The following is a 22,014-nucleotide window of genomic DNA, read 5'->3' as shown; positions in this document are numbered from 1 at the left end:
ATCGAAATCCCCCGGGCTCGCAATCAGCGCAATTTTCGGCTCAGATTAAGTGACAATGAAAATCCTCCCGGGCTCACATTAAGTGACAATGAGCTCGCGTTTATCTTTTTCGGCTCGCATTCCATTTCCTTCGGCTCACAATAACTGCAAATGAAATTCGTCATATCGGGAGCCCCACCGCCAGCATCCTGTCCCGCAGTTCTGCTGTTCGAGCAGGGTCGAGCTGATGGTTGAACATGGCCCTGATTTCTGCCGGTTTGGCATCAAACTGCTCCACCATGTCTTTCAGTCGATAACCATGACGCGTTAATGTCGGCTCCAAATCGTCAAGCTGGCGGGAAAGTACCGATTCAACCAGGGCGGCGGTTATCGGCTTTTCTCCCGTCTGATAACCGGCCTCCAGGGCCAGCGTCAGATGTAGTTGAACCTGAAGTGGGGTACGTAGTTTCATCGCCAGCAGGTCGAGGGCGTCGGCGGTCAGAATGTCTTCCGGCTTGCCTTTCCCCATACTGGTTTTCAGTAGCCACTGAATATATTCCCGTTGGCTACCGGTGATCCCATCCAGCGTAAAGATATCCGTGCGATAACCGATCTCCTCCATAGTCGGGCGTCGCAGGTCATTGCGCAGTTTGGGGTGACCGGCCAGAACAACCGACAGCCGGCCGCCACCGTCCTCCACAACTTCCATCAGCCTTTTGAGTCCGATCAGTGTATGCCCGTTCAGGTCATGCGCTTCATCAACAAACAATGCCACTGGCCGCTTTCCTTTTTTGACCAGTTCCTGTAACTCACGCTCGCGTCGTTCGCCCTGTTTGGGGATCTGAACCTGTTTATCCTGCGTCAAATCGTAAAAGAGCGCGTTGATGAGCGTGGCCAGTTTAATATTGTGCTTTTCAATCGACAGGGAGCGAGCTACGGTAATTTTATTTTCCTCCCTGAGACGCTGCTGCAAACGCCGCAGAGTGACTGTCTTGCCGCTGCCAACCACACCACAAACGGCAATTAACCGGCCTTCGTGGATAGCACCGCGGATATCCTTGATAAGCTGCTTATGGTGAGCCGTCTCATAGTAACCGGCCTGATCGATTGGTTGCGCCAGTCCATAATGTTCCATTACCTCAACCCGCATGATCCTCTCCTGATTGGGTGTTGCGGAAATACTCCCTGACCCGGGCAAATACCTCACTGCGGATCAGCGTGTCTGTCAGTACTTGGTCGATAAACGCCTTGTCTTCATCCGATAATTTCGCCAGCGGTGTGGCCAGATCAGCCGCAATAGCCAGCTTCGCTGCCACCGGGGTAGGAAAACAGTATTCAAACGCTGTGGACTCGAAGGGTTGATGTGGCAACACCCGCGTGCTCTGAACGCTATCGGCCACCAGTTTGAGGTCACAACCGGACAGGGCGCTGATAGGTAAGTTCAGTTGCCGAGCCAATGACTGGATACGGTCTGCCCGCACCGCTGCTTTTCCGCGTTTGAATGCCCGATAGCGGTGCAGAGGTATCGGGCCGGAAACAGGAAAATAAGGCCCCCACTTTTCACCGTCAAACTCCACGAACATTTCGTCATCAAAGAGGCCCCACAGCAGGATAACAGTTTCACCCGCCATGTCGGGTTCGACTTCGTAAGCTGTCCCGTCAATCGTTATGCGGGCATCGATACCCACCTTGCGAGACTCCGGCTCCCGGGCAAAGCGACAGTACTGTTCCCAGGTGCACATGTCCTGCACTCCCTTTGGTGGCAAATGCATCAGCCAATCTTCCTCACGGGAATGCTTTTCGCTGCGATGTCGTTGTGCGTTATAGCGTATCAGGTAGTTCCAGAGCCATTCATTCGCCTGCTGTTCAGTCTCCGGCTTATGAAAATGATACAGCGTTTCGTGGGCTTCTTTGACGGAACGGAACGGGCGCTCAACCTTGCCTTTTGACCGGGCTGTGGTGCGGGTGCCATCCTTGCCTGCCGGCATATGTGTCTGCCAGTCAATCTGCAGCGCCTGCATCACATTCTGGAAGACATGGCTTTTCGCCACCGGGCCATTATCGAGGTACAGCATTTTCGGTCGCCCCTGGAGAGACATCTCCGGATGACTTTTAGGCGCCATGGCATTAAACAGAAAACGCAAGGCAGACTCCGCATCTTCGCCATACACACAGCGGTATTCCTGGTAATTAACCCCGCTGCGATCGTCCACCACGCTGAATAACATCAGGGTAGGTTGTCCACGGGCCGGATCAATCCACTCAGGACATTCGATATATTTGAGATCAGAGGGCGACATATCGAACTGCCAGCAGTCATTACTGCACTCAGCCTGGAACCGCGCTGCCGGTGGCTCCCGTAACAGACGTGAGTGATCGAGTCGGAACAGGGACAAATAGCGGTTAACCGTTGGCCTGCGCAACAACCCCTTTGGAAGTTTAACCAGCCCCTGAGTCGTTTCCACACCATGTTCTTCGAGCAACTGAATGGCACGCGTCGTGGACAGATGACGACCGGCTTTATTGGTGGTACGTAATTTCAATGCAGCGATCAGTTCACAATAATATTCGAGTTCGGACGGCGGCAGTATCCGGGGTTTCCCGTGATCACGCCGGTGTGCAATGTGAGGTTTCTGGAAGGCACGGAGTGTACGATAGACGGTGGTGACGGAAATGCAATAGAGTAGCGCCATCGCGGTGATCTGGGCCGCGCGTTCCGGACTTTTTGGTGGCAGACGGTCAAGCCGTTGTCGCAGTTGCAACAAAGAATCGGTTGGAATGGCCTTACGCCGGCTGCTCATCGCGGTCCAGCACACGATAGACCGAGGCTCGACCGATCCCCAGTTGGCGAGAAATCGCCGTTGCGCCCATTTTCTCTTCAACGTACAACCGACGGACCTCAACAGGATCGATGCGCGGTTTGCGCCCCTGATAAACCCCGCGGGCTTTTGCGGCAGCGATACCTTCCAACTGGCGTTCACGGCGCAGGTTGGTTTCAAACTCAGCGAAGACACCCAGCATATCCAGAAACGCCTTACCTGCTGCGGTGCGCGTATCCACAGGTTGTTCTGTTGCCTTGAGGGTAATGCCCTGCTGATTCAGGGCATACACGATATCCTGCAAATCTTTAATGCTACGGGCCAGGCGATCGACTCGCGTGACAATCAGCGTGTCTCCCTTACGCAGAAAATCCAGCAACAGTTGCAGCTCAGTTCGTCCATCGCGGCTGGTCCCGCTCGCTTTTTCTGAACGGATGATTTCGCAGCCAGCGGCGCGAAGCGTCTGTATTTGCAAATCCAGATCCTGGTCGTTGGTTGAAACCCGGGCATAACCGTAAAAAGCCATTGTTATGAAAAATGTCTCGTTAGACTCTAGATGAGGAAAACGTAACATGCAGATGAGACAAAAACAATCCAAATGAGACAGAAAAACTGTCTCACCAAACTGTATGCTTTGGGTGCACCCATAAAATACGATTTTACTCCATGAGATTTGCTGACTGAATTGCAGTACGCCAGACGACCCCATATGGGTAAATGGATATTCCAGTTTATCTATTTTGACAGAGTCTTAAGGTCCGATAGCCTTAATTGCGAGCGTATCCGGTGATCATTGCGCCAGTCACACAGAGAGCGTCATGATCTGTTTGCGAAAATAACTCCAGTAACCCGTGTTTTACCCCACTACCTGTATTGGGCTGAACCAATAAATTGCTCGAATTTTTCGCACCAGATTTGCACAGTGGTGTATTCATCAATATTGACACCATTTGGCAGGTTCTTTTTGAAGTTGCCGTAGTTTTTCAAATCACCTATATATAATGATTCTTCTTTTATTTTTAAAAATGAATTACGATCATCAGCCTGGGTTTTGGTCAGATAGATCTTGTAATCCGGACCTGGAGCAATGCTACCTTCAAATGCGATTTCTTGATCGGAGACATACAGCTTTCCATCAACCCAGTGAACAGCATTACTCCCTTTTTGGTTTTTAAAAAATGCCCCCGTGTAGCGGGCATTATTTTTAACTTCCTTAATTTCATCAGCACTGGAGTTTTTCTCAGCGGTGAGGATAGGCAGTACATAGATACCGACACCGAAACCCACGCCAAATAAAGCCAGGTGCGAAGCAAAAAACAGCGCTTTAATGTTTGTTTTCATAATATTTTCCTTTGCGTATGTAAAAAGCCATAAGGGTTCTGTAGCCACACATCCCTTATGTAACAGATTAACTTGTCAAATTTATGTTGCAGCTAAGCGCCTGCATTGTCGTATAGCGTTGCAGTGGCATATCCATGGGCATTGGTATTTAAATAAGTGATGCGGAAATAATCGGCGCCTGATTTTTCTGCTTTTGCTGCAAGCTTGCTAGTCAACTCATCAATCGTGCCACCTGAAACACTGATGCTCCCAAGGCGAAGCAATTCGCACTGGTGAGAATTGTTGATTTCGGTTGATGCCTGTGTCAGCACGGGCAGGATGCTCAGACTCAATATTGCAGCAATAATGAACTTTCTCATACGCCTATCCCGTTCGTATTTTGTAGTGATCAATAAAAAATATAAGGTAAATATTTCAGTGATGCAATTGTTTTTTAGCGATAACTATAAAACATGATACTATGAACATAATGATTAAGTTAAAAGATAAGGCTATCTCCATGATTGAAAAGAAAAAAACTGGCAGGCCAAAACTCATCTCATCAGATAAGCTGGCGGAGGCGTTATTTCAGGTTTTTGCGCAAAAGGGATATGCCTCAACCTCGATAGCAGACCTGACCCATGTAACCGGAATGAAACCTCCATCGCTGTATCTGGCCTTCGGTAACAAAGAGGGGATGTATGCGGCGGCGCTTATGTATTACCGCCAGCACTGGTTGGGGGGGCTGGAACAGTGTCTGCAGGATCAAACACAAACTTTCGAACAACGGATGCGTCATTTTCTTCATGACGCCTTTACGTTGTTCAGTTGTGACGGTAAACCGTTGGGGTGCGCCATGACCTTTTCCGCACTGGCTTTCCAGATTGATGAAGGAGGCCTTGCCGCACAATTACGCGATGAAAGGCAGGCATTTACCCAGTGGCTGGAAAACGAAGCGCGAGAGGCGCAGCAATGTGGAGAGCTGCCTGCTTACCTTGCTCCTGAAGCGTTTGCCTGTTTTATTATCACACTGGAAAAAGGGTTGGCGTTGACGGCGCTGGAGCGTCCGAAATCTGAGGTGGTGAAAGAGATGATTGAAAGGGTCTTGACAGCCCTGTTTCGCCAGCATAAGAAGCAATAAATTATCTACTGGTGACGCAATGGGAGAATTTTCATTTGCATTTATTGTGAGCCCGAGGCAATGAATGGCGAGCCGGAAAAGATAAACGCGAGCTCATTATCACTTAATGTGAGCCTGTGAGGATTTTCATTGTCACTTAATCTGAGCCGAAAATTGCGCTGATTGCGAGCCCGAAGGATTTCGATTGCGAGCCGTTACAATTAGCCCTTCTGCCGGATACCGCATTGCAAATTCGGACTGTCCCGAAAACAGGTATTCCCGCCAGCCGTCCACGGTGAGACTGTCTGTTTTCTCTCTGCTTACGTACTCATCAAAATCATATTTCATTTCATAAACCTGCCTTAGGTGTAGTCAGAAACGTCGACCTCAGTATTACTGTCAGTCTGATGCCGGAGCGGGAAAACTGGCTCGTGTGATTAACATAAGAGAATCATCACAACTGCATGAATTAATTGCGTTATTAAGGTTCTCTCGCCTTTGTCATCGACTGACGGGGGGATTTCTCGCGTGTCACCATCACAATGCCAGTCAGCACCGCCAGGGCAGAAAATATCGTTCTGACCGTCAGTGATTCATCCAGGAATACCACACCCCCTAGCATTGCCAGACAGGGAACGCTGAGCTGAAGGGTACTGGCGGTGATAGAGCCGAGAGAGGGTAAAAGGGTATACCACAATACATATGCACCGGCTGAGGCGGCGGCACCGGACAGCAATGACAAAGCAATGCCCGCAGCATCATAGTGACCCTGCTTCATAAACAGCAACGAAAGAGCGAGAGCCATCGGCGTGGCGAGTACAAAATTTGCCGCCGTTGAAGCCCCGGCCGCCTGGCCCGCCCTCCCCCTGACGGAATAGGCGGCCCAGGCTAATCCGGCAACGATCATCATAAGTGCACTGTAAAGCGGCGGTGCCTTCGCCCCGGGTAACAGCAGGGCAGCAATTCCTGCCAGAGCAATAACTAAACCGCAAGCCCGCATAACGGAGAGTGATTCCCCTTTAAATAATCCGTGGATCACCATCGCAAACTGTACGGCACCAAAAAGTAACAGCGCACCTGCCCCGGTATCGAGATGGATATAGGCGACAGAGAAGAGCACTGCGTACACCATGAGGTAAAATCCGCTCAGCGGACGCCACAGCGATAATGTAGTTTTTGCGTGATAAAACAAGAAAGGTGACAGGACGAGTGCACCACTGGCCAGCCTGAGGCTGCTGAATGAAAGGGGATCAATGTGGCCTCCCTGCAGGGCCAGACGGCACAGAATAGAGTTTGCAGCAAACGCCAGCATTGCCAGGGATATTTTAAGAATGAGCGCGCAATTGGCCATTCAGTGAGACCTCATAAAATTCTTGTAAACTACCATCTAGTTGGTAGCATAGCGTAAGTGATCACCGAACAGGAAGCAATAATCAGCTTTCAAACTGGAAGGTGAGGACAGGCATTCGGAATGAATTCTGTTTCACATCCCCAGTAGAGGAAGGAAAACGCGTAATGCCAGATGCAGAGCAGAAGATTATTTTTCCCTGCGATCAAACATATGAAATCAGTTTAAGACCTGGAATATCCTATGAAAAAACTAAAATTTACGTTCAAAAATGCGGCTGGTGAAGAACTGGCCGGATTGCTTGAACTTCCTGAAAATCCTAAAGCGTTTGCGCTGTTAGCTCATTGTTTTACGTGTGGCAAAGACCTCAAAGGCGCGGCGCGTATTGCGCGGAAACTGACAGAGAATGCTATCGCCGTTCTCCGGTTTGATTTTACTGGTCTGGGAAACAGCGAAGGGGATTTTTCCAACACCAACTTCTCATCCAATATTTCGGACCTGCTTTGCGCGGTAGATTATCTCCGCCGACAGTACGAAGCGCCTTCTTTGCTCATCGGCCATAGCCTGGGGGGATCGGCCATTCTGTCTATTGCCGGCGAAGTTCCTGAGGCAAAGGCCGTTGTCACCATAGGATCACCCGGAGAACTGACACACGTAAAACGTCTTTTTAAGGATGATGTTGAAAACATTAACCAGCATGGAGCCTATCCCGTTGAGCTGGCCGGGCGGGTATTTACCTTAAAGAAACAGATGCTGGACAATATTCAGGAACACAAAATCGCTCATAAGGTGTTCGCCATGAACAAGCCTCTGCTTATTTTTCATGCGACTGAAGATGATACTGTGTTAATTGAGCAGGCCGAAAAAATATTCAAAGCAGCAAAGCATCCCAAGAGTTTCATTTCGTTGGGTAAGGCGGATCACCTTCTGACTCATGCTCAGGATGCTGAATACGTTGCCGATATCATTATATCGTGGAGCGAATGTTACCTATAAACAGAGTAAATGCGTTCAAACTCGTAGCGCAGAGGGCGATTTTCTGCAGAGATCGGACGCTGTTTATGCTGGACTGATTTTGCGATAAAGGCTTAGGCCGATGCATACAGGCGGGGCTGAATAAGGGTGAGGCCCTTGGGCGAGCATCCTTCATGCACCGGCTGAATGAAATCAGGGATCTGGGGGTGGGAGGATCAGCGTTACCACGCCACCGGCGCTGACACTACATACGGCGGCGATAACACTCTGGAATACGGTTTATATAGAAAGAACCATTGAGCCGCTTAAGCAAAAAGGAGTCCCTGTTAATGAACTGCTGGTCTCTCATCCTTCTCCACTGCTGTACAAAATATAGTCTTAGCGTGGGATAATTAATGAGATGGTCACTCCCTCCTTCCCGGTACTATGCTGAGGACAGGCTTTCATTCGGAGAACTATCATGGAAAACATTGCGCTCATTGGTATCGATCTGGGTAAAAACTCTTTCCATATTCATTGCCAGGATCGTCGCGGGAAGGCTGTTTACCGTAAAAAATTTACCCGGCCAAAGTTGATCGAATTTTTGGCGACATGCCCCGCTACAACCATCGCAATGGAAGCCTGTGGCGGTTCTCACTTTATGGCACGCAAGTTGGAAGGGTTGGGGCATTCCCCAAAGCTGATATCACCACAATTTGTCCGCCCGTTCGTTAAAAGCAATAAAAACGACTTTGTCGACGCCGAAGCTATTTGTGAAGCTGCATCGCGTCCGTCTATGCGTTTTGTGCAGCCCAGAACGGAATCTCAGCAGGCAATGCGGGCTCTGCATCGTGTCCGTGAATCCCTGGTTCAGGATAAGGTAAAAACAACCAATCAAATGCATGCTTTTCTGCTGGAATTTGGCATTAGCGTTCCCCGAGGAGCTGCCGTTATTAGCCGACTGAGTACCATTCTTGAGGATAATAGTTTGCCTCTTTACCTCAGCCAGTTATTGCTGAAATTACAACAGCATTATCACTATCTTGTTGAGCAGATTAAAGATTTGGAATCCCAGTTGAAACGAAAGTTGGACGAAGATGAGGTTGGACAGCGCTTGCTGAGCATTCCCTGCGGCGGCAACAGGGCTTGTACCTCGGCAGTACAGCACGGGAGGTAGGACGACATTGCTGGGAATTAGTAAGCGAGGTAATAAAAAGATCCGAACTTTGTTGGTTCAATGTGCCAGGGTATTCATACAAAAACTGGAACACCAGTCTGGCAAATTGGCCGATTGGGTCAGGGATTTACTGTGCCGGAAAAGCAACTTTGTCGTCACTTGTGCTCTGGCAAACAAGCTGGCCAGAATAGCCTGGGCCCTAACGGCACGACAGCAAACTTATGTAGCATAACGGCAGAAATACACCGGTTTAAAGAATTACTGATCTGGTTTTGCGAATACTGATATTGATGATACTAACGGCCCACCGGCCTGTTGAGGAACCTGTAAAACGGAAAGGCTCATTGAAGCCGTATATTTTCTGGAGGTTCATCAGGCGCGGAACTCATCAAGGCGCGGGAATAAAATCCCATTCAGACGCCGGATAGATTCAAGCAAGCCAACTTGTCGTCAAAATCGGTGTTGCAAAAACGGGAGTGACCATAGATTCGTTTTCCAAGCGGACCCCTTAAGTTACGGGCGGCACCAGCCGCCAAGGGCGTACTCGATGCCATCGAGGTGCTTCGCGGCATGAACAGCGACAACGCCCGCAAGGTGCCCGCCGACGCGCCGACCGCATTCATCAAGCCACGCTGGGCGAAACTGGTGCTCACGGACGATGGCATTGACCGGCGCTACTACGAGCTGTGCGCCCTGTCAGAGCTAAAGAACGCGCTGCGATCAGGCGATGTCTGGGTGCAGGGTTCGCGCCAGTTCAAGGACTTTGATGAGTACCTGGTGCCGGCCGAGAAGTTCGCTACTCTGAAGCTGGCCAACGAATTGTCGCTGGCAGTGGCCACCGATTGCGATCAGTATTTGCACGACCGACTGGCATTGCTGGAACAGCAGCTTGCCACCGTCAACCGCATGGCGGCGGCCAATGATCTGCCGGATGCCATCATTACCGAGTCCGGCCTGAAGATCACGCCGCTGGACGCGGCGGTGCCGGAGACCGCACAAGCCCTAATCGACCAGTCGGCGATGCTGCTGCCACACGTCAAGATTACCGAACTGCTGATGGAAGTTGATGAGTGGACAGGCTTCACCCGGCATTTCACGCATCTGAAGACCGGCGACACGGCCAAGGACAAAACCTTGCTGCTGACGACGATCCTGGCTGATGGCATCAATCTCGGGCTAACCAAGATGGCCGAATCCTGCCCAGGCACGACTTACGCCAAGCTGTCGTGGCTGCAAGCCTGGCACATCCGGGATGAAACGTACTCAACGGCGCTGGCCGAACTGGTCAACGCGCAGTTCCGGCAATCCTTTGCCGGAAACTGGGGCGATGGCACCACGTCATCGTCGGATGGCCAAAATTTCAGAACCGGCAGCAAAGCGGAGAGCACCGGGCATATCAACCCGAAGTATGGAAGCAGTCCAGGCCGGACGTTTTATACCCATATCTCCGACCAGTACGCGCCCTTCAGCACCAAGGTAGTCAACGTCGGCGTGCGTGATTCAACCTATGTGCTCGATGGCCTGCTGTACCACGAGTCGGACTTGCGGATCGAGGAGCACTACACCGACACAGCGGGCTTTACTGATCATGTCTTCGGCCTGATGCACCTACTGGGCTTCCGATTCGCGCCACGTATCCGAGACCTGGGCGACACCAAGCTATTCATCCCAAAGGGCGATGCCGCCTATGACGCGCTCAAGCCGATGATTAGCAGCGACCGGCTGAACATCAAGCAGATACGCGCCCATTGGGATGAAATCTTGCGGTTCGCCACTTCGATCAAACAGGGTACGGTGACGGCCTCGCTGATGTTGCGCAAGCTCGGCAGCTATCCGCGTCAGAACGGACTGGCCGTTGCACTGCGCGAGCTGGGGCGCATTGAGCGCACGCTGTTCATACTGGATTGGCTGCAAAGCGTGGAGCTGCGCCGCCGCGTGCAGGCCGGACTCAACAAAGGCGAGGCGCGCAACGCGCTGGCCAGGGCGGTGTTCTTCAACCGACTGGGCGAAATCCGCGACCGCAGTTTTGAGCAACAACGCTACCGGGCCAGCGGCCTCAATCTGGTAACGGCGGCCATCGTGCTTTGGAACACGGCCTATCTGGAACGGGCAACCAATGCTTTGAACGGGCACGGCAAACCGGTAGACGAGACGCTGTTTCAATACCTGTCACCGCTGGGGTGGGAACACATCAATCTGACCGGCGATTACCTCTGGCGCAGCAGCACCAAGGTCGGCGCAGGCAAGTTCAGACCGTTGCGACCACTGCCACCGGCTTAACGTGCTTTATTTAATGAGATGGTCACTCCCTCCTTCCCAGTACTATGCTGAGGACAGGCTTTCATTCGGAGAACCATCATGGAAAACATTGCGCTTATTGGTATCGATCTGGGTAAGAACTCTTTCCATATTCATTGTCAGGATCATCGTGGGAAGGCCGTTTACCGTAAAAAATTCACCCGACCAAAGCTAATCGAATTTCTGGCGACATGCCCGGCAACAACCATCGCGATGGAAGCCTGTGGCGGTTCTCACTTTATGGCACGCAAGCTGGCAGAGTTAGGGCATTTTCCAAAGCTGATATCACCGCAATTTGTCCGCCCATTCGTTAAAAGCAACAAAAATGACTTCGTTGATGCTGAAGCTATCTGTGAAGCAGCATCACGTCCATCTATGCGTTTCGTGCAGCCCAGAACCGAATCTCAGCAGGCAATGCGAGCTCTGCATCGTGTCCGTGAATCCCTGGTTCAGGATAAGGTGAAAACAACTAATCAGATGCATGCTTTTCTGCTGGAATTTGGTATCAGCGTTCCGCGAGGTGCTGCCGTTATTAGTCGACTGAGTACCCTTCTTGAGGACAGTAGTTTGCCTCTTTATCTCAGCCAGTTACTGCTGAAATTACAACAGCATTATCACTATCTTGTTGAGCAGATTAAAGATCTGGAATCTCAGTTGAAACGAAAGTTGGACGAAGATGAGGTTGGACAGCGCTTGCTGAGTATTCCCTGCGTTGGAACGCTGACTGCCAGTACTATTTCAACTGAGATTGGCGACGGGAAGCAGTACGCCAGCAGCCGTGACTTTGCGGCGGCAACAGGGCTGGTACCCCGACAGTACAGCACGGGAGGTCGGACGACATTGTTAGGGATTAGCAAGCGGGGCAACAAAAAGATCCGAACTTTGTTGGTTCAGTGTGCCAGGGTATTCATACAAAAACTGGAACACCAGTCTGGCAAGTTGGCCGACTGGGTCAGGGAGTTGTTGTGTCGGAAAAGCAACTTTGTCGTCACCTGTGCTCTGGCAAACAAGCTGGCCAGAATAGCCTGGGCACTGACGGCGCGACAGCAAACTTACGAAGCATAAAGGCAGAAATACACCAGTTTAAACAATCATTCATCTGGTTTTGCGAATACTGATATTGATGATACTAACGGCCCACCGGCCTGTTGAGGAACCTGTAAAACGGAAAGGCTCATTGAAGCCGTATATTTTCTGGAGGTTCATCAGGCGCGGAACTCATCGAGGCGCGGGAATAAAATCCCATTCAGACGCCGGATAGATTCAAGCAAGCCAACTTGTCGTCAAAATCGGTGTTGCAAAAACGGGAGTGACCATAGATTCCGTTTTCTGAGACGACCCCTAGCGGTGCGTACAATGAAGCCTTTATGTTAAATAGGGGCTTTTGTTGTCCGGAAAAGGCTGAGCAAAAATACGATAAACAGTGTCATACCGGTAACCAGCATGACATAGCCGGCTGTTGGGTTATAAGTCAGACAGAAGGCTGTGCAGGCACTGGGGGCGTGTATGCGAAAAAGCCCGGCAAAACACAGACTGGCCGAGAGTCCGTAAAATAACGATCCTGCGATAACGGTCAGCATAATTCTAAACATTGTCCCTTTGTCCCTTTGACCCTAATCATCCTCATCTTTTTTCTAATATGCCCCTTAAAATCAGGATGTTGATTGTTTTGTATGCAAGAAATGGACTAAAGAAATTTGTTTGTGATCCCATTCTCGTTTCTGCATATGAACAAAAAAGCCCCGCACATGGGCGGGGCTGAATGCTGCGAGTCTGCGACGGTGACTTATCCCGGAAGCGTCCAGTCAGGTCGTTCAAAATGGCAGGTATAGCCGTTGGGATTATGCTGCAGGTAATCCTGATGCTCTGGCTCTGCAGACCAGAACTCACCGGCCTGCTCTACTTCTGTCACCACGACTCCGGGCCAGACTCCTGAATCATCTATTTCACGGATAAGCTGGTTTGCCTGCTGCTTTTGCTCCTCTGTGGTGAAAAAGATGGCTGAGCGGTAGCTTGAGCCGACGTCATTACCCTGACGAAGTATTGTTGTAGGGTTGTGAATACTAAAGAAATATTCCAGTAGTTTTCGGTAGCTCAGTTTATCCGGGGAATACACCACCTTCACCGCCTCCGCATGTCCTGGGTGGTGCTGGTATGTCGGGTTATCATTACGTCCGCCGGTATAGCCCACTTCGGTGCTGACCACGCCATTGAGTTTGCGGATCAGCTCCTGGACACCCCAGAAACAACCACCGGCAAGGATTGCCACATCAGTTTTCATGCTTATCTCCTTTCTCAAACAGGGGAAGAAATTCACCGTATCCTTCTGTTTCCAGAGCGCCTTTCGGGATAAAACGCAGTGAAGCCGAGTTAATGCAGTAACGTAATCCACCGGTATCCTGTGGCCCGTCAGGGAAGACGTGTCCCAGATGGCTGTCACCGTGATGGGAACGCACTTCAGTACGCACCATGCCGTGACTGAGGTCGCTCAGGTTGCGGACGTTGTTTTCCACTGGTTTGCTGAATGCCGGCCAGCCACAGCCCGAATCAAATTTGTCCTTCGACGAGAACAGTGGCTCACCGGAGACGATATCCACGTACAGTCCGTCCTCAAAGTGGTCGTCATATTCTCCGGTAAACGGGCGCTCAGTGGCGCTTTTCTGGGTGACGCTGAACTGCAGTTCCGTCAGTGCCTGAATGGTCTGTGGGTCTTTTTTATACGGTTTGTTCATATCGCTCTCCTGACAAATCTCACTCACCGGGACGGGTCCTGCTCATGAATAAGATCCAGATAGTGTTTTTCAAAGTCCGGGTTGGCGGGGAGCGACTTATTTTCCAGGTAGCGCTCTAAAAAGTAGCGGGGAGTGATCCCCGCCCGAAAGGCGGCTTCCATGCCTCTCACCATGAACCCGGGAGTGGTGTCATATTTGCTGGCCAGAAATATCAGGCTGCTGCGTAATTCAGGGTCACCCCATGGCTGACAATGCGTCAGACGAGCGGGGTTTGTGCACGGCGCTGAGTTGCTTCGCCCTCCGGTTAATCAGTGTCCGTCGCAGGTCATGACGCAACAGCACCAGTCCAGCCCCAATCAGAAGAACATCCTTGATAATGAAGCTGTCAATGCGACCCAGCTGCGGCAGAAGGCTCAGGGTGACGATGCCGGTGCCTGCCACCATCAGGGCGCCTGCTGCACCCACTGCCGGCCGGAAAAATCCGGCAATCAGGGCCAGAAGGGTGATATTTTCCACCACGCCGAGTGCGTAGCTGAGCCCCTGAACGCCGAGAGCCGGATACAGCGCACCGAGCCAGGTGCCTGGCAGCAGGTGGTGAAGGGCATTGGCCTCGAAGGCAAACCATTTGTAGGTGCCAAACAGGGCGAAGATGAAAATCACTGACAGCCGCAGAACCATAATGTCCAGGCCTGACGTTTTACGAAGTAACCGGCGCAGTTGTGTCTCGACGTTATTTTTCATGGTGTGTGTCCTTTTATTTTCGTTTTGTGTTTATGCAAACAGCGTGGCGCGGGCATGAACGAAACGGGCCTGCTCAAGCTCAGAAATCAGATAAGCGGCAGCGCCATGTTCAAGGGCTTCGCGGATAACCTCCCGCTCCAGCTCATCCACGGAAGACACCCAGCCAACAGAGAGTGTACGGACCGGTACCAGAGCTGCTTTTTCTTCCTCAGTAAGATCGGATTTGATGATGACCGGTCCATGGGCTTTACGGGTGAAGACAGCGATAACGTCGTTGATAAGTGCTTTCATGATGATGCCCCCTGCATGTCTGTTTTATTGTGTTGTCGTGTTGTTAATATTTATTCTACCTACCAGTAGATAGATTGGCAAGGGGTAACTGGAAATTAAACGCAAGGAAAGTCTTAATGTCTTCTGAGGCCCCCGGAATACAGGCGTTGTCAGCGGTGATTTTTTTGAGTGCTGGCTGCCCCGGTTAAACCGGGGCAGCCACAGGCGTGGCTTTACGGGCGGGAGAGTAGCTGAATAAGCGCGCTCATGGTGCGGGAACAGGCATCATGAGGAGGGATCCGATTGAGCATCAGGGCCCCTTTAATGGCGCTGCCGATGATAATGGCCACGTCAGCCGGCTCAGCAGTAAAAGCCAGTTCACCGCTTTCACGACCCGAAACCAGCACACTGGTCAGGATGCGCAGGTCGGTTTGTGCCAGTCGTGAGGTGGCTTTCTGAAGAGGTTCTTCAAACAGGGCGCTGTCGGACAGCATGGCGTGAATGCCACACATCTGGCCGCTGTCGGCGCATTTGAGAAATGCGTCCATATAACCCTGCAGACGGGCTTTACCCGGTGGCAGCTGTAACAGGGCAGCTTCCAGTTTCAGCAGGCTGGCCTCCTTGTATTCACAATAGGCAAGCCCGAGGTCGGTTTTGGTCTGAAAATGGTAATGGATACTGGCCTTCCGTATTCCCAGACCGTCAGCGAGATCAGCATAGCTGAAGCCCTGGTAGCCGTTCTGCTGGATAAGGGTATCAGTCAGTTCAATCAGACTGTCATGGGTGGACATAATGTTCTCCTGGCACCTGCGGGTGCCTGTTATTCAGACACAACTGCGCCCGGAAACCAGAAGGGTTCCGGGCGCAGTTGCGAGGGTAACGGGTATTCAACGATACAGGACAGCGGTACCGGAAAGTTTATTCATACCGGTGGCACTGGTGATGCGGTAGTGTGTGGCCCCGGCATCAGCGGCTTTCATATCCAGTGAGGCCACCAGGTCATCCAGGGTGGTGAAGCCACCGGAAGAGACCACCCCAATTTTTTGCAGCGATGCTGCTTCGCTGCGGGAAACCATTTGCGGGCTGGCGGCATAGCTCAGTGCGCTGGCGGACAGGGCGATGATGGCAAGGGTGGTTTTGATGATGTTTTTCATGATGACGCTCCTGATGTTCTGTTGTGTGTTTTTGTTTGTGTGTCGTGTTGTTAAAATCAAATATACCAACCAGTAGATAGGTTGGCAAGTGTTAATTGGGGTCCGCTTGGAAAACGAATCTATGGTCACTCCCGTTTTTGCAACACCGATTTTGACGACAAGTTGGCTTGCTTGAATCTATCCGGCGTCTGAATGGGATTTTATTCCCGCGCCTTGATGAGTTCCGCGCCTGATGAACCTCCAGAAAATATACGGCTTCAATGAGCCTTTCCGTTTTACAGGTTCCTCAACAGGCCGGTGGGCCGTTAGTATCATCAATATCAGTATTCGCAAAACCAGATCAGTAATTCTTTAAACCGGTGTATTTCTGCCGTTATGCTACATAAGTTTGCTGTCGTGCCGTTAGGGCCCAGGCTATTCTGGCCAGCTTGTTTGCCAGAGCACAAGTGACGACAAAGTTGCTTTTCCGGCACAGTAAATCCCTGACCCAATCGGCCAATTTGCCAGACTGGTGTTCCAGTTTTTGTATGAATACCCTGGCACATTGAACCAACAAAGTTCGGATCTTTTTATTACCTCGCTTACTAATTCCCAGCAATGTCGTCCTACCTCCCGTGCTGTACTGCCGAGGTACAAGCCCTGTTGCCGCCGCAAAGTCACGGCTGCTGGCGTACTGCTTCCCGTCGCCAATCGGCACTGTTGCAAAGTTAGCGATGAGGCAGCCTTTTGTCTTATTCAAAGGCCTTACATTTCAAAAACTCTGCTTACCAGGCGCATTTCGCCCAGGGGATCACCATAATAAAATGCTGAGGCCTGGCCTTTGCGTAGTGCACGCATCACCTCAATACCTTTGATGGTGGCGTAAGCCGTCTTCATGGATTTAAATCCCAGCGTGGCGCCGATTATCCGTTTCAGTTTGCCATGATCGCATTCAATCACGTTGTTCCGGTACTTAATCTGTCGGTGTTCAACGTCAGACGGGCACCGGCCTTCGCGTTTGAGCAGAGCAAGCGCGCGACCATAGGCGGGCGCTTTATCCGTGTTGATGAATCGCGGGATCTGCCACTTCTTCACGTTGTTGAGGATTTTACCCAGAAACCGGTATGCAGCTTTGCTGTTACGACGGGAGGAGAGATAAAAATCGACAGTGCGGCCCCGGCTGTCGACGGCCCGGTACAGATACGCCCAGCGGCCATTGACCTTCACGTAGGTTTCATCCATGTGCCACGGGCAAAGATCGGAAGGGTTACGCCAGTACCAGCGCAGCCGTTTTTCCATTTCAGGCGCATAACGCTGAACCCAGCGGTAAATCGTGGAGTGATCGACATTCACTCCGCGTTCAGCCAGCATCTCCTGCAGCTCACGGTAACTGATGCCGTATTTGCAGTACCAGCGTACGGCCCACAGAATGATGTCACGCTGAAAATGCCGGCCTTTGAATGGGTTCATGTGCAGCTCCATCAGCAAAAGGGGATGATAAGTTTATCACCACCGACTATTTGCAACAGTGCCTCAAATATCACTGTAGTTGTCCCGTGGAGATAGCTGTCCGTAAACTCCCCCTCCCAGTCATAAACCCCCTGAATACCGCAGGTAAGATAAAGACGAATAAGTTCATCAGTTTCCACAGGAGTGTGTCCGGAGTAAACCATCTTCCCTTTGTACTTTGTATAACAAGGTTTTTTTAGGACAAATCGGTTTAGTCCATTTCCGAACTCGATGTCCACAGGTAATCCTGATTTAAAACGATCCACAATTTCGGGTTGCTCTGTGAGCGGCTGGCGGTGATTAGCGATAATCGCCCCGGCTTTCAGTTCACACCGATAAACCAGTGGCAGTCCGGGATTTCTGTTTTTTAATAACGCATGATTGCTGGCCCCTTTAAAATTATCCGTAAACCAGCTGGCAGCGATGTTTCCAGACTCACCAGTTCCTTTGTATGCCACATCAAACTTATCAAAACGCTGTCTTGTTCCGTGAAAAAGCTGCATTAATGATATCTCCGATCATAAACGTATGAACCATTATGCCGCCTGGCCACCTGAAGGAGCCAGCGGATGTTAACTATGAAAATAAAGGTCAGTGGCGCCGCCGCCCGACACAGCCGGTAACGCAGCGACCAGCTTCGGATGTCAGAAGGCCGAGCAGCATGCAGACGTTCAGAAAATGCGCCGCATTCGCATCAAAGCGCCATCAGAACTGACACCGACTTCAGGGATAAGGAGGTCTATAATTCCACGCAAGCACATGCAGAACCGGAGCGGACATGACAGCCAAAAAAATGACACTAAGAGATGTTTTTGAACTGATTCAGGTATGCATTCAGCTCAAACCCCAGGTCACTGACACAGATATGCGGGGAATGGTTACGCACCTGTTTCCCCGCACACTCCACCCCTATACCCGGTTTACTGGAATGGTTTCCGAATCAGCTGCGCAAGCACTCGAAAATATGAAGGGGAGCTATCAGGGTCACCGCGTTATCCGGGAACACCCCCACAGGATTCAGGCACAGCTGACTCAGTTGGTTAAAAGGATGCGTGAAACCGGTGAGTGGAATTTTGAGTTATTTGAAGAGTCCATAAAAAATTGGTCAGCTATCAACATTACTACAACGAAAGAAAACAGCATGTTACGCAAGAAGGGGGCGACTTACGAAAGTTTGGGAATAACGCTGGTTCACTGGGATACACTCAGTCCGGATGTCCGGCATTTGATTAAAAAATCAATCCTGTGTAAAGGTATCGTCAACCGCCATGACTGGTCAATGGACATGTCGATCGTACCGGTAGTTAATGACGAAAAAGAGGAAAGCCTGCTTACCGACTCAGTCGGCATAGAAATTCACGAGAATGAACAATGTCAGAGCTGAAATATCCAACAGCGTTATCCTTCAGGCATCACCCGCCTCCAGCCTTATTCAAACGTGCAGCGCGTTTCGGCACGGAAATGAAAAAGGAAGTCAGTCCCTGCGGTCTCTGTGGGTACCACTTTCCAGCCAAAGCGTAACAGCAGAGTTGAAAGACCGGCGATATTACCGGTGATTCTGGCCAGAAGCTCACCTTCCTGTCTGCCGTCTTCATCAAACGCTGCATCGAGAGAAGATTTAGACAGATAAAGGCAGTTTATAACGTGATTCAGCGGCAAGGCACGGCGGCCACTCCATTCGCGCTCGCTGAGCAGCCGGTATGTCCATTGCATGCTCTTTGCGGTCTCAATGGCGTAGGTCAGCCGGAACAGATCGCTCTGCGCTGAAATTTCCCCCGTACAGGCGTGCCAGAGGTATTCCAGTTTACTGGCAAGCTTCGCCCTGACACCGTAGAGGCGCCCCTGTTTCAGCAGCCACTCTATATCCGGCGCCACTTCACGCGAGAAACGTTTTTGCTTCATCGCAGTGGCAAGCCAGCGTGTCAGGAACAGGTTTTCCTGTGACTCACCTTTAACCACGCCGTCCATACGAGCGAGATGGAGGGCAACCAGGGCACACCAGGCCATGTTGCCGGCCAGGGTCGTCAGTGAGGTGGGTTCTGTCATGGTGAACCTGTCCTTTCAGAAATCCTCTGATCAGCAGCTTTCCTGGCGGCGCGCGCTTTTATACGCTGATGCGTTTCCTTGATACGCAGAAGAGAGTATTTCTCGTCCTCTGCCGTCACTTGCTGGACGGGGTGGCCGTCCAGGTTATAGCGGTAGGAACCTGCTTTAACCTGCTCCAGGTAACTCAGACTTCCCGTGACATAAAACATAACCCTGGCAATATCCTGATGGGTCAGGTCAGGATCGGGATTCGCCTTCAGCTGGTCATGCATCTCCTGACCCACGCCAAGAGCTACTGGACGGAACTTCCGTTTTTTCCATTCTGGCCACAGCCCGGGCCAGCGGGAACACACTTTTTTCAGCATCTGGCTGAGCTCGTGTTTTTTTCGCTCTTTCTTTGTCATCTTTTCAGGTGAGGATGGTTGCCCGGGAATACTCATGAAGGACCTCATCTTAAAGGTATCTGTATCTGTTTAATTATAGCGCGCTTATGTTTTTAACTGAATGTTAAATAAGGTTTTTTATATTAATAATATGACCCAGAAGGCCCGATTCAGCGGACATTCTTTATGTGCCGCCAGGCACATGACGGTGACGGCAGAAAGAGTGTTGGAATAATCACCGGGGGTTATTCCGTCGGATCGCCCGGTGTAACCGGTAATAAGATTTGATGTCTGGGGTGAGAATGCCGAGCAGCGCGCAGGCATTCAATAAATGCGCCGAAGGCGCATGAAGGCGCCCTCTGTCGCTGAATATTGCTCTCGTGTAAATGGCGCCGTAGCCCGGCGCAGCCGGTTACAGTTTTGATAGATTCCACCAATCCACCCCTTCGCCCTGCTAAGCCATAACCCGCTGACAGGTGGCAGAGGAAATGATGTGCGCCGTCGGAGTGGTCACGACAAGGCGTAGCCGCTGTCGGGGCGTATCTCCGCGTTAGCGGGCCGTCAGGACCGCTTACGGGCGTGTTACACAGGACCTGCCGCAGTATGAATTAAAGCGACTTGGAACCTAGTTACAACATCCATCATTAAAAGCGATGTTGTTCCGGGCCTTCGGCCCGGGCGGCGGCGCTTTTCAGTGGTGGGAGGCTTTGTGAATGCAGAGGTTACTGCTGCTGAGGAATTTTGAACGGGGCCCGTCACAGAGTGACGGGAGGTACATATTTTCTGAGCGGCGCGGCTTTGGCCGCTGCAAGCGAAGGCCTCATTGTTTTGTTCACAGATGTTTCAGGGATAAAGGATCTTCCTGCAGCGAAGAATGCAGGGGAATAAAAACTATGTTTAAGAAGATTATGCGGCTTTCATATTTTTCATTTGCTGATTCTCTCAGTTATTCATTTGCGGATTTTTGTGGATAAAGATGAAAGCGTGGATGCTCAGAAGTGAATATTATCGTTGAGGGGACAAGAACTGGCGGGAGTGGTCAAAAAGCAGACATGAGTGTCGGATGGGTTCCAGCACAAAAAGCCCCGGGGGGGGGCTGAAAGAAAGATAAAATGAAAAAAGAGCTTACCTGTCAGGGAGGCGGGGCCTCCAGCGCCAGTCTCAGCTGGTAAAGATGCTGAACAGCCAGTTTTTCAAGGCGTTCACTTGAACAGTAATAGGCTTCATCTGCCGGCATGGTCTTCAGAAGCCACTGTGAGATATCTTCTATTTGCTGATCGCGCGGCAACCTTTCGAGACGGTTTGCACGCTTGCGCGCCGCAGCCTGCTGCCGGCGGTAGCGCAGGGCCTCAAGACTTTTCTGTTCATACCAGCGTTTTCTGGCCGCATGTACGGACAGCTCTTCATCCTCACGCAGTAACCCCTCCCGGATAAGTGCGCGGCGTTCCTCACTTTCTTTGAGTTTCTTCTGCTGCTGTTCTTCCAGTTTAACGAGATCAACGCCCAGCATCTGAAAACCAACAAGCGTGATATAGACATATTTTGGCAGCCAGGATTTGCTTTCACGGTCCCATTGTTTTTCTTCTGAAACGCCCAGCGTACCAAACCTGACCTGCTCGTCGATGAGACGGGACAAACGGGATACGGTGACTTCCGTTTCAGGGATCACCCTCCCCTTACTGTCTTTCGGGCTGAGTTCCGCTGCAAGCCTGGAAACACATATCACTGAAGTATGTTTCCCTGCATCACAGAAACTGACAGCAAGAGGCCAGAAAGCATCAAGAAGACGACGCTTCTCAGGACGGAATGCATACTTACGGCCTGCACGTTTACGTTCCTTCACATAAAAAGGATGTCGTGAAATATGCATGCGAAGGCTGATCTGCCCGGTCTCTTTATCTTTTTTAACAAGGCGATTGTAGGCATAACCCAGTTGCCCTCCCAGCGCTTTATAATGTGCCGGTCGGAACCATACTGGTTTCTCGCATTTTGCTTTTGTGGGATGCTCGCCACGGCGACGCCTGGTTTGCTTCTTTTCTGCGGGAACCAGGAAAGAGCTGTTGTTGCCGTTATCAACATCCTGCCAGAATCGAATTTGTTCCTGGGGATCTAACTGGCTCCAGTGCTGTCCGGAATTATTTACCTGGCGATAAAATGTAGTTTTGTCTGAAGTATGCTTAACCAC

General features: G+C 51.0%; 23 protein-coding genes and 4 pseudogenes. 7 read left to right on the top strand and 20 right to left on the bottom strand.

The genetic code is table 11. The features are described from left to right. Positions 1–160: 160 nt before the first annotated feature. The 5 genes from ACQG03_RS22650 to ACQG03_RS22630 all read right to left on the bottom strand — a co-directional run bounded on the left by ACQG03_RS22650 (position 161) and on the right by ACQG03_RS22630 (position 4,498). Positions 161–1,186: an ExeA family protein gene (locus ACQG03_RS22650; RefSeq protein ID WP_370375586.1), complete on the bottom strand. Its 1,026-nt coding sequence runs from the start codon at positions 1,184–1,186 to the stop codon at positions 161–163. Further along, complete coding sequence (locus ACQG03_RS22645) at positions 1,119–2,780, bottom strand: IS481 family transposase (RefSeq protein WP_033488203.1); 1,662 nt, start codon at positions 2,778–2,780, stop codon at positions 1,119–1,121. Before ACQG03_RS22645 ends, ACQG03_RS22650 begins: the two co-directional genes overlap by 68 nt. After that, positions 2,764–3,324 (bottom strand): recombinase family protein, encoded by a 561-nt coding sequence (locus ACQG03_RS22640; RefSeq protein WP_021242984.1) that lies wholly within the window; start codon positions 3,322–3,324, stop codon positions 2,764–2,766. The genes ACQG03_RS22645 and ACQG03_RS22640 overlap by 17 nt, the downstream gene beginning before the upstream one ends. A gap of 338 nt (positions 3,325–3,662) precedes the next feature. Beyond that, positions 3,663–4,139 (bottom strand): DM13 domain-containing protein, encoded by a 477-nt coding sequence (locus ACQG03_RS22635; protein ID WP_001567386.1) that lies wholly within the window; start codon positions 4,137–4,139, stop codon positions 3,663–3,665. Positions 4,140–4,231: 92 nt separating this feature from the next. Then, complete coding sequence (locus tag ACQG03_RS22630) at positions 4,232–4,498, bottom strand: DUF1471 domain-containing protein (RefSeq protein ID WP_001567387.1); 267 nt, start codon at positions 4,496–4,498, stop codon at positions 4,232–4,234. A gap of 110 nt (positions 4,499–4,608) precedes the next feature. On the opposite strand from ACQG03_RS22630, the gene ACQG03_RS22625 reads away from it, so the two are divergent. Then, positions 4,609–5,259 carry a TetR/AcrR family transcriptional regulator gene (locus ACQG03_RS22625; protein ID WP_223168447.1) on the top strand — a complete coding sequence of 217 codons (651 nt, stop codon included), beginning with the start codon at positions 4,609–4,611 and terminating at the stop codon, positions 5,257–5,259. Positions 5,260–5,391: 132 nt separating this feature from the next. On the opposite strand, the gene ACQG03_RS22620 is transcribed toward ACQG03_RS22625, so the two are convergent. Both ACQG03_RS22620 and ACQG03_RS22615 read right to left on the bottom strand, forming a co-directional pair. Next, the gene (locus ACQG03_RS22620) at positions 5,392–5,586 is read right to left on the bottom strand and encodes a hypothetical protein (RefSeq protein WP_001567389.1); all 195 of its coding nucleotides are present in this window, start codon (positions 5,584–5,586) and stop codon (positions 5,392–5,394) included. Positions 5,587–5,719: 133 nt separating this feature from the next. Beyond that, entirely contained in the window at positions 5,720–6,589 is an 870-nt protein-coding gene (locus tag ACQG03_RS22615; protein WP_001567390.1) for a DMT family transporter, read from the bottom strand. Positions 6,590–6,829: 240 nt separating this feature from the next. On the opposite strand from ACQG03_RS22615, the gene ACQG03_RS22610 reads away from it, so the two are divergent. The 5 genes and pseudogenes from ACQG03_RS22610 (at position 6,830) to ACQG03_RS22590 (ending at position 12,080) form a co-directional block, all read left to right on the top strand. After that, a complete protein-coding gene (locus ACQG03_RS22610; RefSeq protein ID WP_004729622.1) occupies positions 6,830–7,582 on the top strand; it encodes an alpha/beta hydrolase family protein in 753 nt (250 codons plus the stop codon). Between the two features lie 26 nt (positions 7,583–7,608). Beyond that, positions 7,609–7,922: pseudogene (locus ACQG03_RS22605) on the top strand (Tn3 family transposase); the annotation flags it as partial. A gap of 99 nt (positions 7,923–8,021) precedes the next feature. Continuing rightward, positions 8,022–8,949: pseudogene (locus ACQG03_RS22600) on the top strand (IS110 family transposase). Between the two features lie 275 nt (positions 8,950–9,224). Beyond that, a pseudogene (locus ACQG03_RS22595) lies at positions 9,225–10,997 on the top strand (Tn3 family transposase); the annotation flags it as partial. A 78-nt stretch (positions 10,998–11,075) separates the two neighbouring features. Continuing rightward, positions 11,076–12,080, top strand: a complete 1,005-nt coding sequence (locus tag ACQG03_RS22590; protein WP_000427614.1) for an IS110-like element IS5075 family transposase — start codon at positions 11,076–11,078, stop codon at positions 12,078–12,080. A 721-nt stretch (positions 12,081–12,801) separates the two neighbouring features. On the opposite strand, the gene msrA is transcribed toward ACQG03_RS22590, so the two are convergent. The 10 genes and pseudogenes from msrA to ACQG03_RS22540 all read right to left on the bottom strand — a co-directional run bounded on the left by msrA (position 12,802) and on the right by ACQG03_RS22540 (position 17,903). Continuing rightward, positions 12,802–13,296, bottom strand: a complete 495-nt coding sequence (msrA, locus tag ACQG03_RS22585) for a peptide-methionine (S)-S-oxide reductase MsrA (RefSeq protein WP_001567377.1) — start codon at positions 13,294–13,296, stop codon at positions 12,802–12,804. Further along, on the bottom strand, positions 13,286–13,747 hold the full coding sequence (msrB, locus tag ACQG03_RS22580) for a peptide-methionine (R)-S-oxide reductase MsrB (RefSeq protein ID WP_001567378.1): 462 nt from the start codon (positions 13,745–13,747) through the stop codon (positions 13,286–13,288). The genes msrA and msrB overlap by 11 nt, the downstream gene beginning before the upstream one ends. Before the next feature lie 23 nt (positions 13,748–13,770). Then, positions 13,771–13,908 carry a hypothetical protein gene (locus ACQG03_RS22575; RefSeq protein WP_021243014.1) on the bottom strand — a complete coding sequence of 46 codons (138 nt, stop codon included), beginning with the start codon at positions 13,906–13,908 and terminating at the stop codon, positions 13,771–13,773. 73 nt (positions 13,909–13,981) lie between these two features. Then, positions 13,982–14,488 (bottom strand): DUF417 family protein, encoded by a 507-nt coding sequence (locus tag ACQG03_RS22570; RefSeq protein ID WP_001567380.1) that lies wholly within the window; start codon positions 14,486–14,488, stop codon positions 13,982–13,984. A 30-nt stretch (positions 14,489–14,518) separates the two neighbouring features. After that, positions 14,519–14,779, bottom strand: a complete 261-nt coding sequence (locus tag ACQG03_RS22565) for a DUF1471 domain-containing protein (RefSeq protein WP_001567381.1) — start codon at positions 14,777–14,779, stop codon at positions 14,519–14,521. Between the two features lie 212 nt (positions 14,780–14,991). Next, on the bottom strand, positions 14,992–15,549 hold the full coding sequence (locus ACQG03_RS22560) for a TetR/AcrR family transcriptional regulator (protein WP_001567382.1): 558 nt from the start codon (positions 15,547–15,549) through the stop codon (positions 14,992–14,994). 96 nt (positions 15,550–15,645) lie between these two features. Then, positions 15,646–15,912 carry a YdgH/BhsA/McbA-like domain containing protein gene (locus tag ACQG03_RS22555; RefSeq protein WP_001567383.1) on the bottom strand — a complete coding sequence of 89 codons (267 nt, stop codon included), beginning with the start codon at positions 15,910–15,912 and terminating at the stop codon, positions 15,646–15,648. A 373-nt stretch (positions 15,913–16,285) separates the two neighbouring features. Further along, a pseudogene (locus tag ACQG03_RS22550) lies at positions 16,286–16,636 on the bottom strand (IS110 family transposase); the annotation flags it as partial. Positions 16,637–16,656: 20 nt separating this feature from the next. Next, positions 16,657–17,361 carry an IS6-like element IS26 family transposase gene (locus tag ACQG03_RS22545; protein WP_001067855.1) on the bottom strand — a complete coding sequence of 235 codons (705 nt, stop codon included), beginning with the start codon at positions 17,359–17,361 and terminating at the stop codon, positions 16,657–16,659. Positions 17,362–17,372: 11 nt separating this feature from the next. Beyond that, the gene (locus ACQG03_RS22540; RefSeq protein WP_045617579.1) at positions 17,373–17,903 is read right to left on the bottom strand and encodes a hypothetical protein; all 531 of its coding nucleotides are present in this window, start codon (positions 17,901–17,903) and stop codon (positions 17,373–17,375) included. Between the two features lie 275 nt (positions 17,904–18,178). On the opposite strand from ACQG03_RS22540, the gene ACQG03_RS22535 reads away from it, so the two are divergent. Then, the gene (locus ACQG03_RS22535; protein WP_032650439.1) at positions 18,179–18,784 is read left to right on the top strand and encodes a hypothetical protein; all 606 of its coding nucleotides are present in this window, start codon (positions 18,179–18,181) and stop codon (positions 18,782–18,784) included. A gap of 44 nt (positions 18,785–18,828) precedes the next feature. Here the strand turns inward: ACQG03_RS22535 and ACQG03_RS22530 are convergent, their stop codons facing one another. The 3 genes from ACQG03_RS22530 to repA form a co-directional block, all read right to left on the bottom strand. After that, a complete protein-coding gene (locus tag ACQG03_RS22530; RefSeq protein ID WP_032650436.1) occupies positions 18,829–19,446 on the bottom strand; it encodes a DUF2913 family protein in 618 nt (205 codons plus the stop codon). Continuing rightward, positions 19,443–19,886, bottom strand: coding sequence for a ProQ/FINO family protein (locus ACQG03_RS22525; protein WP_157843898.1), 444 nt, complete (start codon positions 19,884–19,886; stop codon positions 19,443–19,445). Before ACQG03_RS22525 ends, ACQG03_RS22530 begins: the two co-directional genes overlap by 4 nt. A gap of 1,075 nt (positions 19,887–20,961) precedes the next feature. Then, the gene (gene repA, locus ACQG03_RS22520; protein ID WP_045617600.1) at positions 20,962–22,014 is read right to left on the bottom strand and encodes a plasmid replication initiator RepA; all 1,053 of its coding nucleotides are present in this window, start codon (positions 22,012–22,014) and stop codon (positions 20,962–20,964) included.

It is taken from the genome of Enterobacter cloacae complex sp. 342H5, from assembly GCF_050030905.1.
Taxonomy (GTDB): domain Bacteria; phylum Pseudomonadota; class Gammaproteobacteria; order Enterobacterales; family Enterobacteriaceae; genus Enterobacter; species Enterobacter intestinihominis.
The sequence above is the reverse complement of the archived record's forward strand: the minus strand, read 5'-3'. Positions and strand labels throughout refer to the sequence as shown.

Bases quoted from the DNA above. Each gene is read 5' to 3' on its own strand.
- ACQG03_RS22555 (WP_001567383.1), bottom strand. From the start codon at position 15,912: ATGAAAAACATCATCAAAACCACCCTTGCCATCATCGCCCTGTCCGCC.
- ACQG03_RS22620 (WP_001567389.1), bottom strand. From the start codon at position 5,586: ATGAAATATGATTTTGATGAGTACGTAAGCAGAGAGAAAACAGACAGT.
- ACQG03_RS22575 (WP_021243014.1), bottom strand. From the start codon at position 13,908: ATGGAAGCCGCCTTTCGGGCGGGGATCACTCCCCGCTACTTTTTAGAG.
- ACQG03_RS22530 (WP_032650436.1), bottom strand. From the start codon at position 19,446: ATGACAGAACCCACCTCACTGACGACCCTGGCCGGCAACATGGCCTGG.
- ACQG03_RS22590 (WP_000427614.1), top strand. From the start codon at position 11,076: ATGGAAAACATTGCGCTTATTGGTATCGATCTGGGTAAGAACTCTTTC.
- ACQG03_RS22615 (WP_001567390.1), bottom strand. From the start codon at position 6,589: ATGGCCAATTGCGCGCTCATTCTTAAAATATCCCTGGCAATGCTGGCG.
- ACQG03_RS22545 (WP_001067855.1), bottom strand. From the start codon at position 17,361: ATGAACCCATTCAAAGGCCGGCATTTTCAGCGTGACATCATTCTGTGG.
- ACQG03_RS22570 (WP_001567380.1), bottom strand. From the start codon at position 14,488: ATGAAAAATAACGTCGAGACACAACTGCGCCGGTTACTTCGTAAAACG.
- msrB (WP_001567378.1), bottom strand. From the start codon at position 13,747: ATGAACAAACCGTATAAAAAAGACCCACAGACCATTCAGGCACTGACG.
- ACQG03_RS22625 (WP_223168447.1), top strand. From the start codon at position 4,609: ATGATTAAGTTAAAAGATAAGGCTATCTCCATGATTGAAAAGAAAAAA.
- ACQG03_RS22610 (WP_004729622.1), top strand. From the start codon at position 6,830: ATGAAAAAACTAAAATTTACGTTCAAAAATGCGGCTGGTGAAGAACTG.
- ACQG03_RS22630 (WP_001567387.1), bottom strand. From the start codon at position 4,498: ATGAGAAAGTTCATTATTGCTGCAATATTGAGTCTGAGCATCCTGCCC.
- ACQG03_RS22560 (WP_001567382.1), bottom strand. From the start codon at position 15,549: ATGTCCACCCATGACAGTCTGATTGAACTGACTGATACCCTTATCCAG.
- ACQG03_RS22640 (WP_021242984.1), bottom strand. From the start codon at position 3,324: ATGGCTTTTTACGGTTATGCCCGGGTTTCAACCAACGACCAGGATCTG.
- ACQG03_RS22635 (WP_001567386.1), bottom strand. From the start codon at position 4,139: ATGAAAACAAACATTAAAGCGCTGTTTTTTGCTTCGCACCTGGCTTTA.
- ACQG03_RS22525 (WP_157843898.1), bottom strand. From the start codon at position 19,886: ATGAGTATTCCCGGGCAACCATCCTCACCTGAAAAGATGACAAAGAAA.
- ACQG03_RS22645 (WP_033488203.1), bottom strand. From the start codon at position 2,780: ATGAGCAGCCGGCGTAAGGCCATTCCAACCGATTCTTTGTTGCAACTG.
- ACQG03_RS22535 (WP_032650439.1), top strand. From the start codon at position 18,179: ATGACAGCCAAAAAAATGACACTAAGAGATGTTTTTGAACTGATTCAG.
- msrA (WP_001567377.1), bottom strand. From the start codon at position 13,296: ATGAAAACTGATGTGGCAATCCTTGCCGGTGGTTGTTTCTGGGGTGTC.
- ACQG03_RS22540 (WP_045617579.1), bottom strand. From the start codon at position 17,903: ATGCAGCTTTTTCACGGAACAAGACAGCGTTTTGATAAGTTTGATGTG.
- ACQG03_RS22565 (WP_001567381.1), bottom strand. From the start codon at position 14,779: ATGAAAGCACTTATCAACGACGTTATCGCTGTCTTCACCCGTAAAGCC.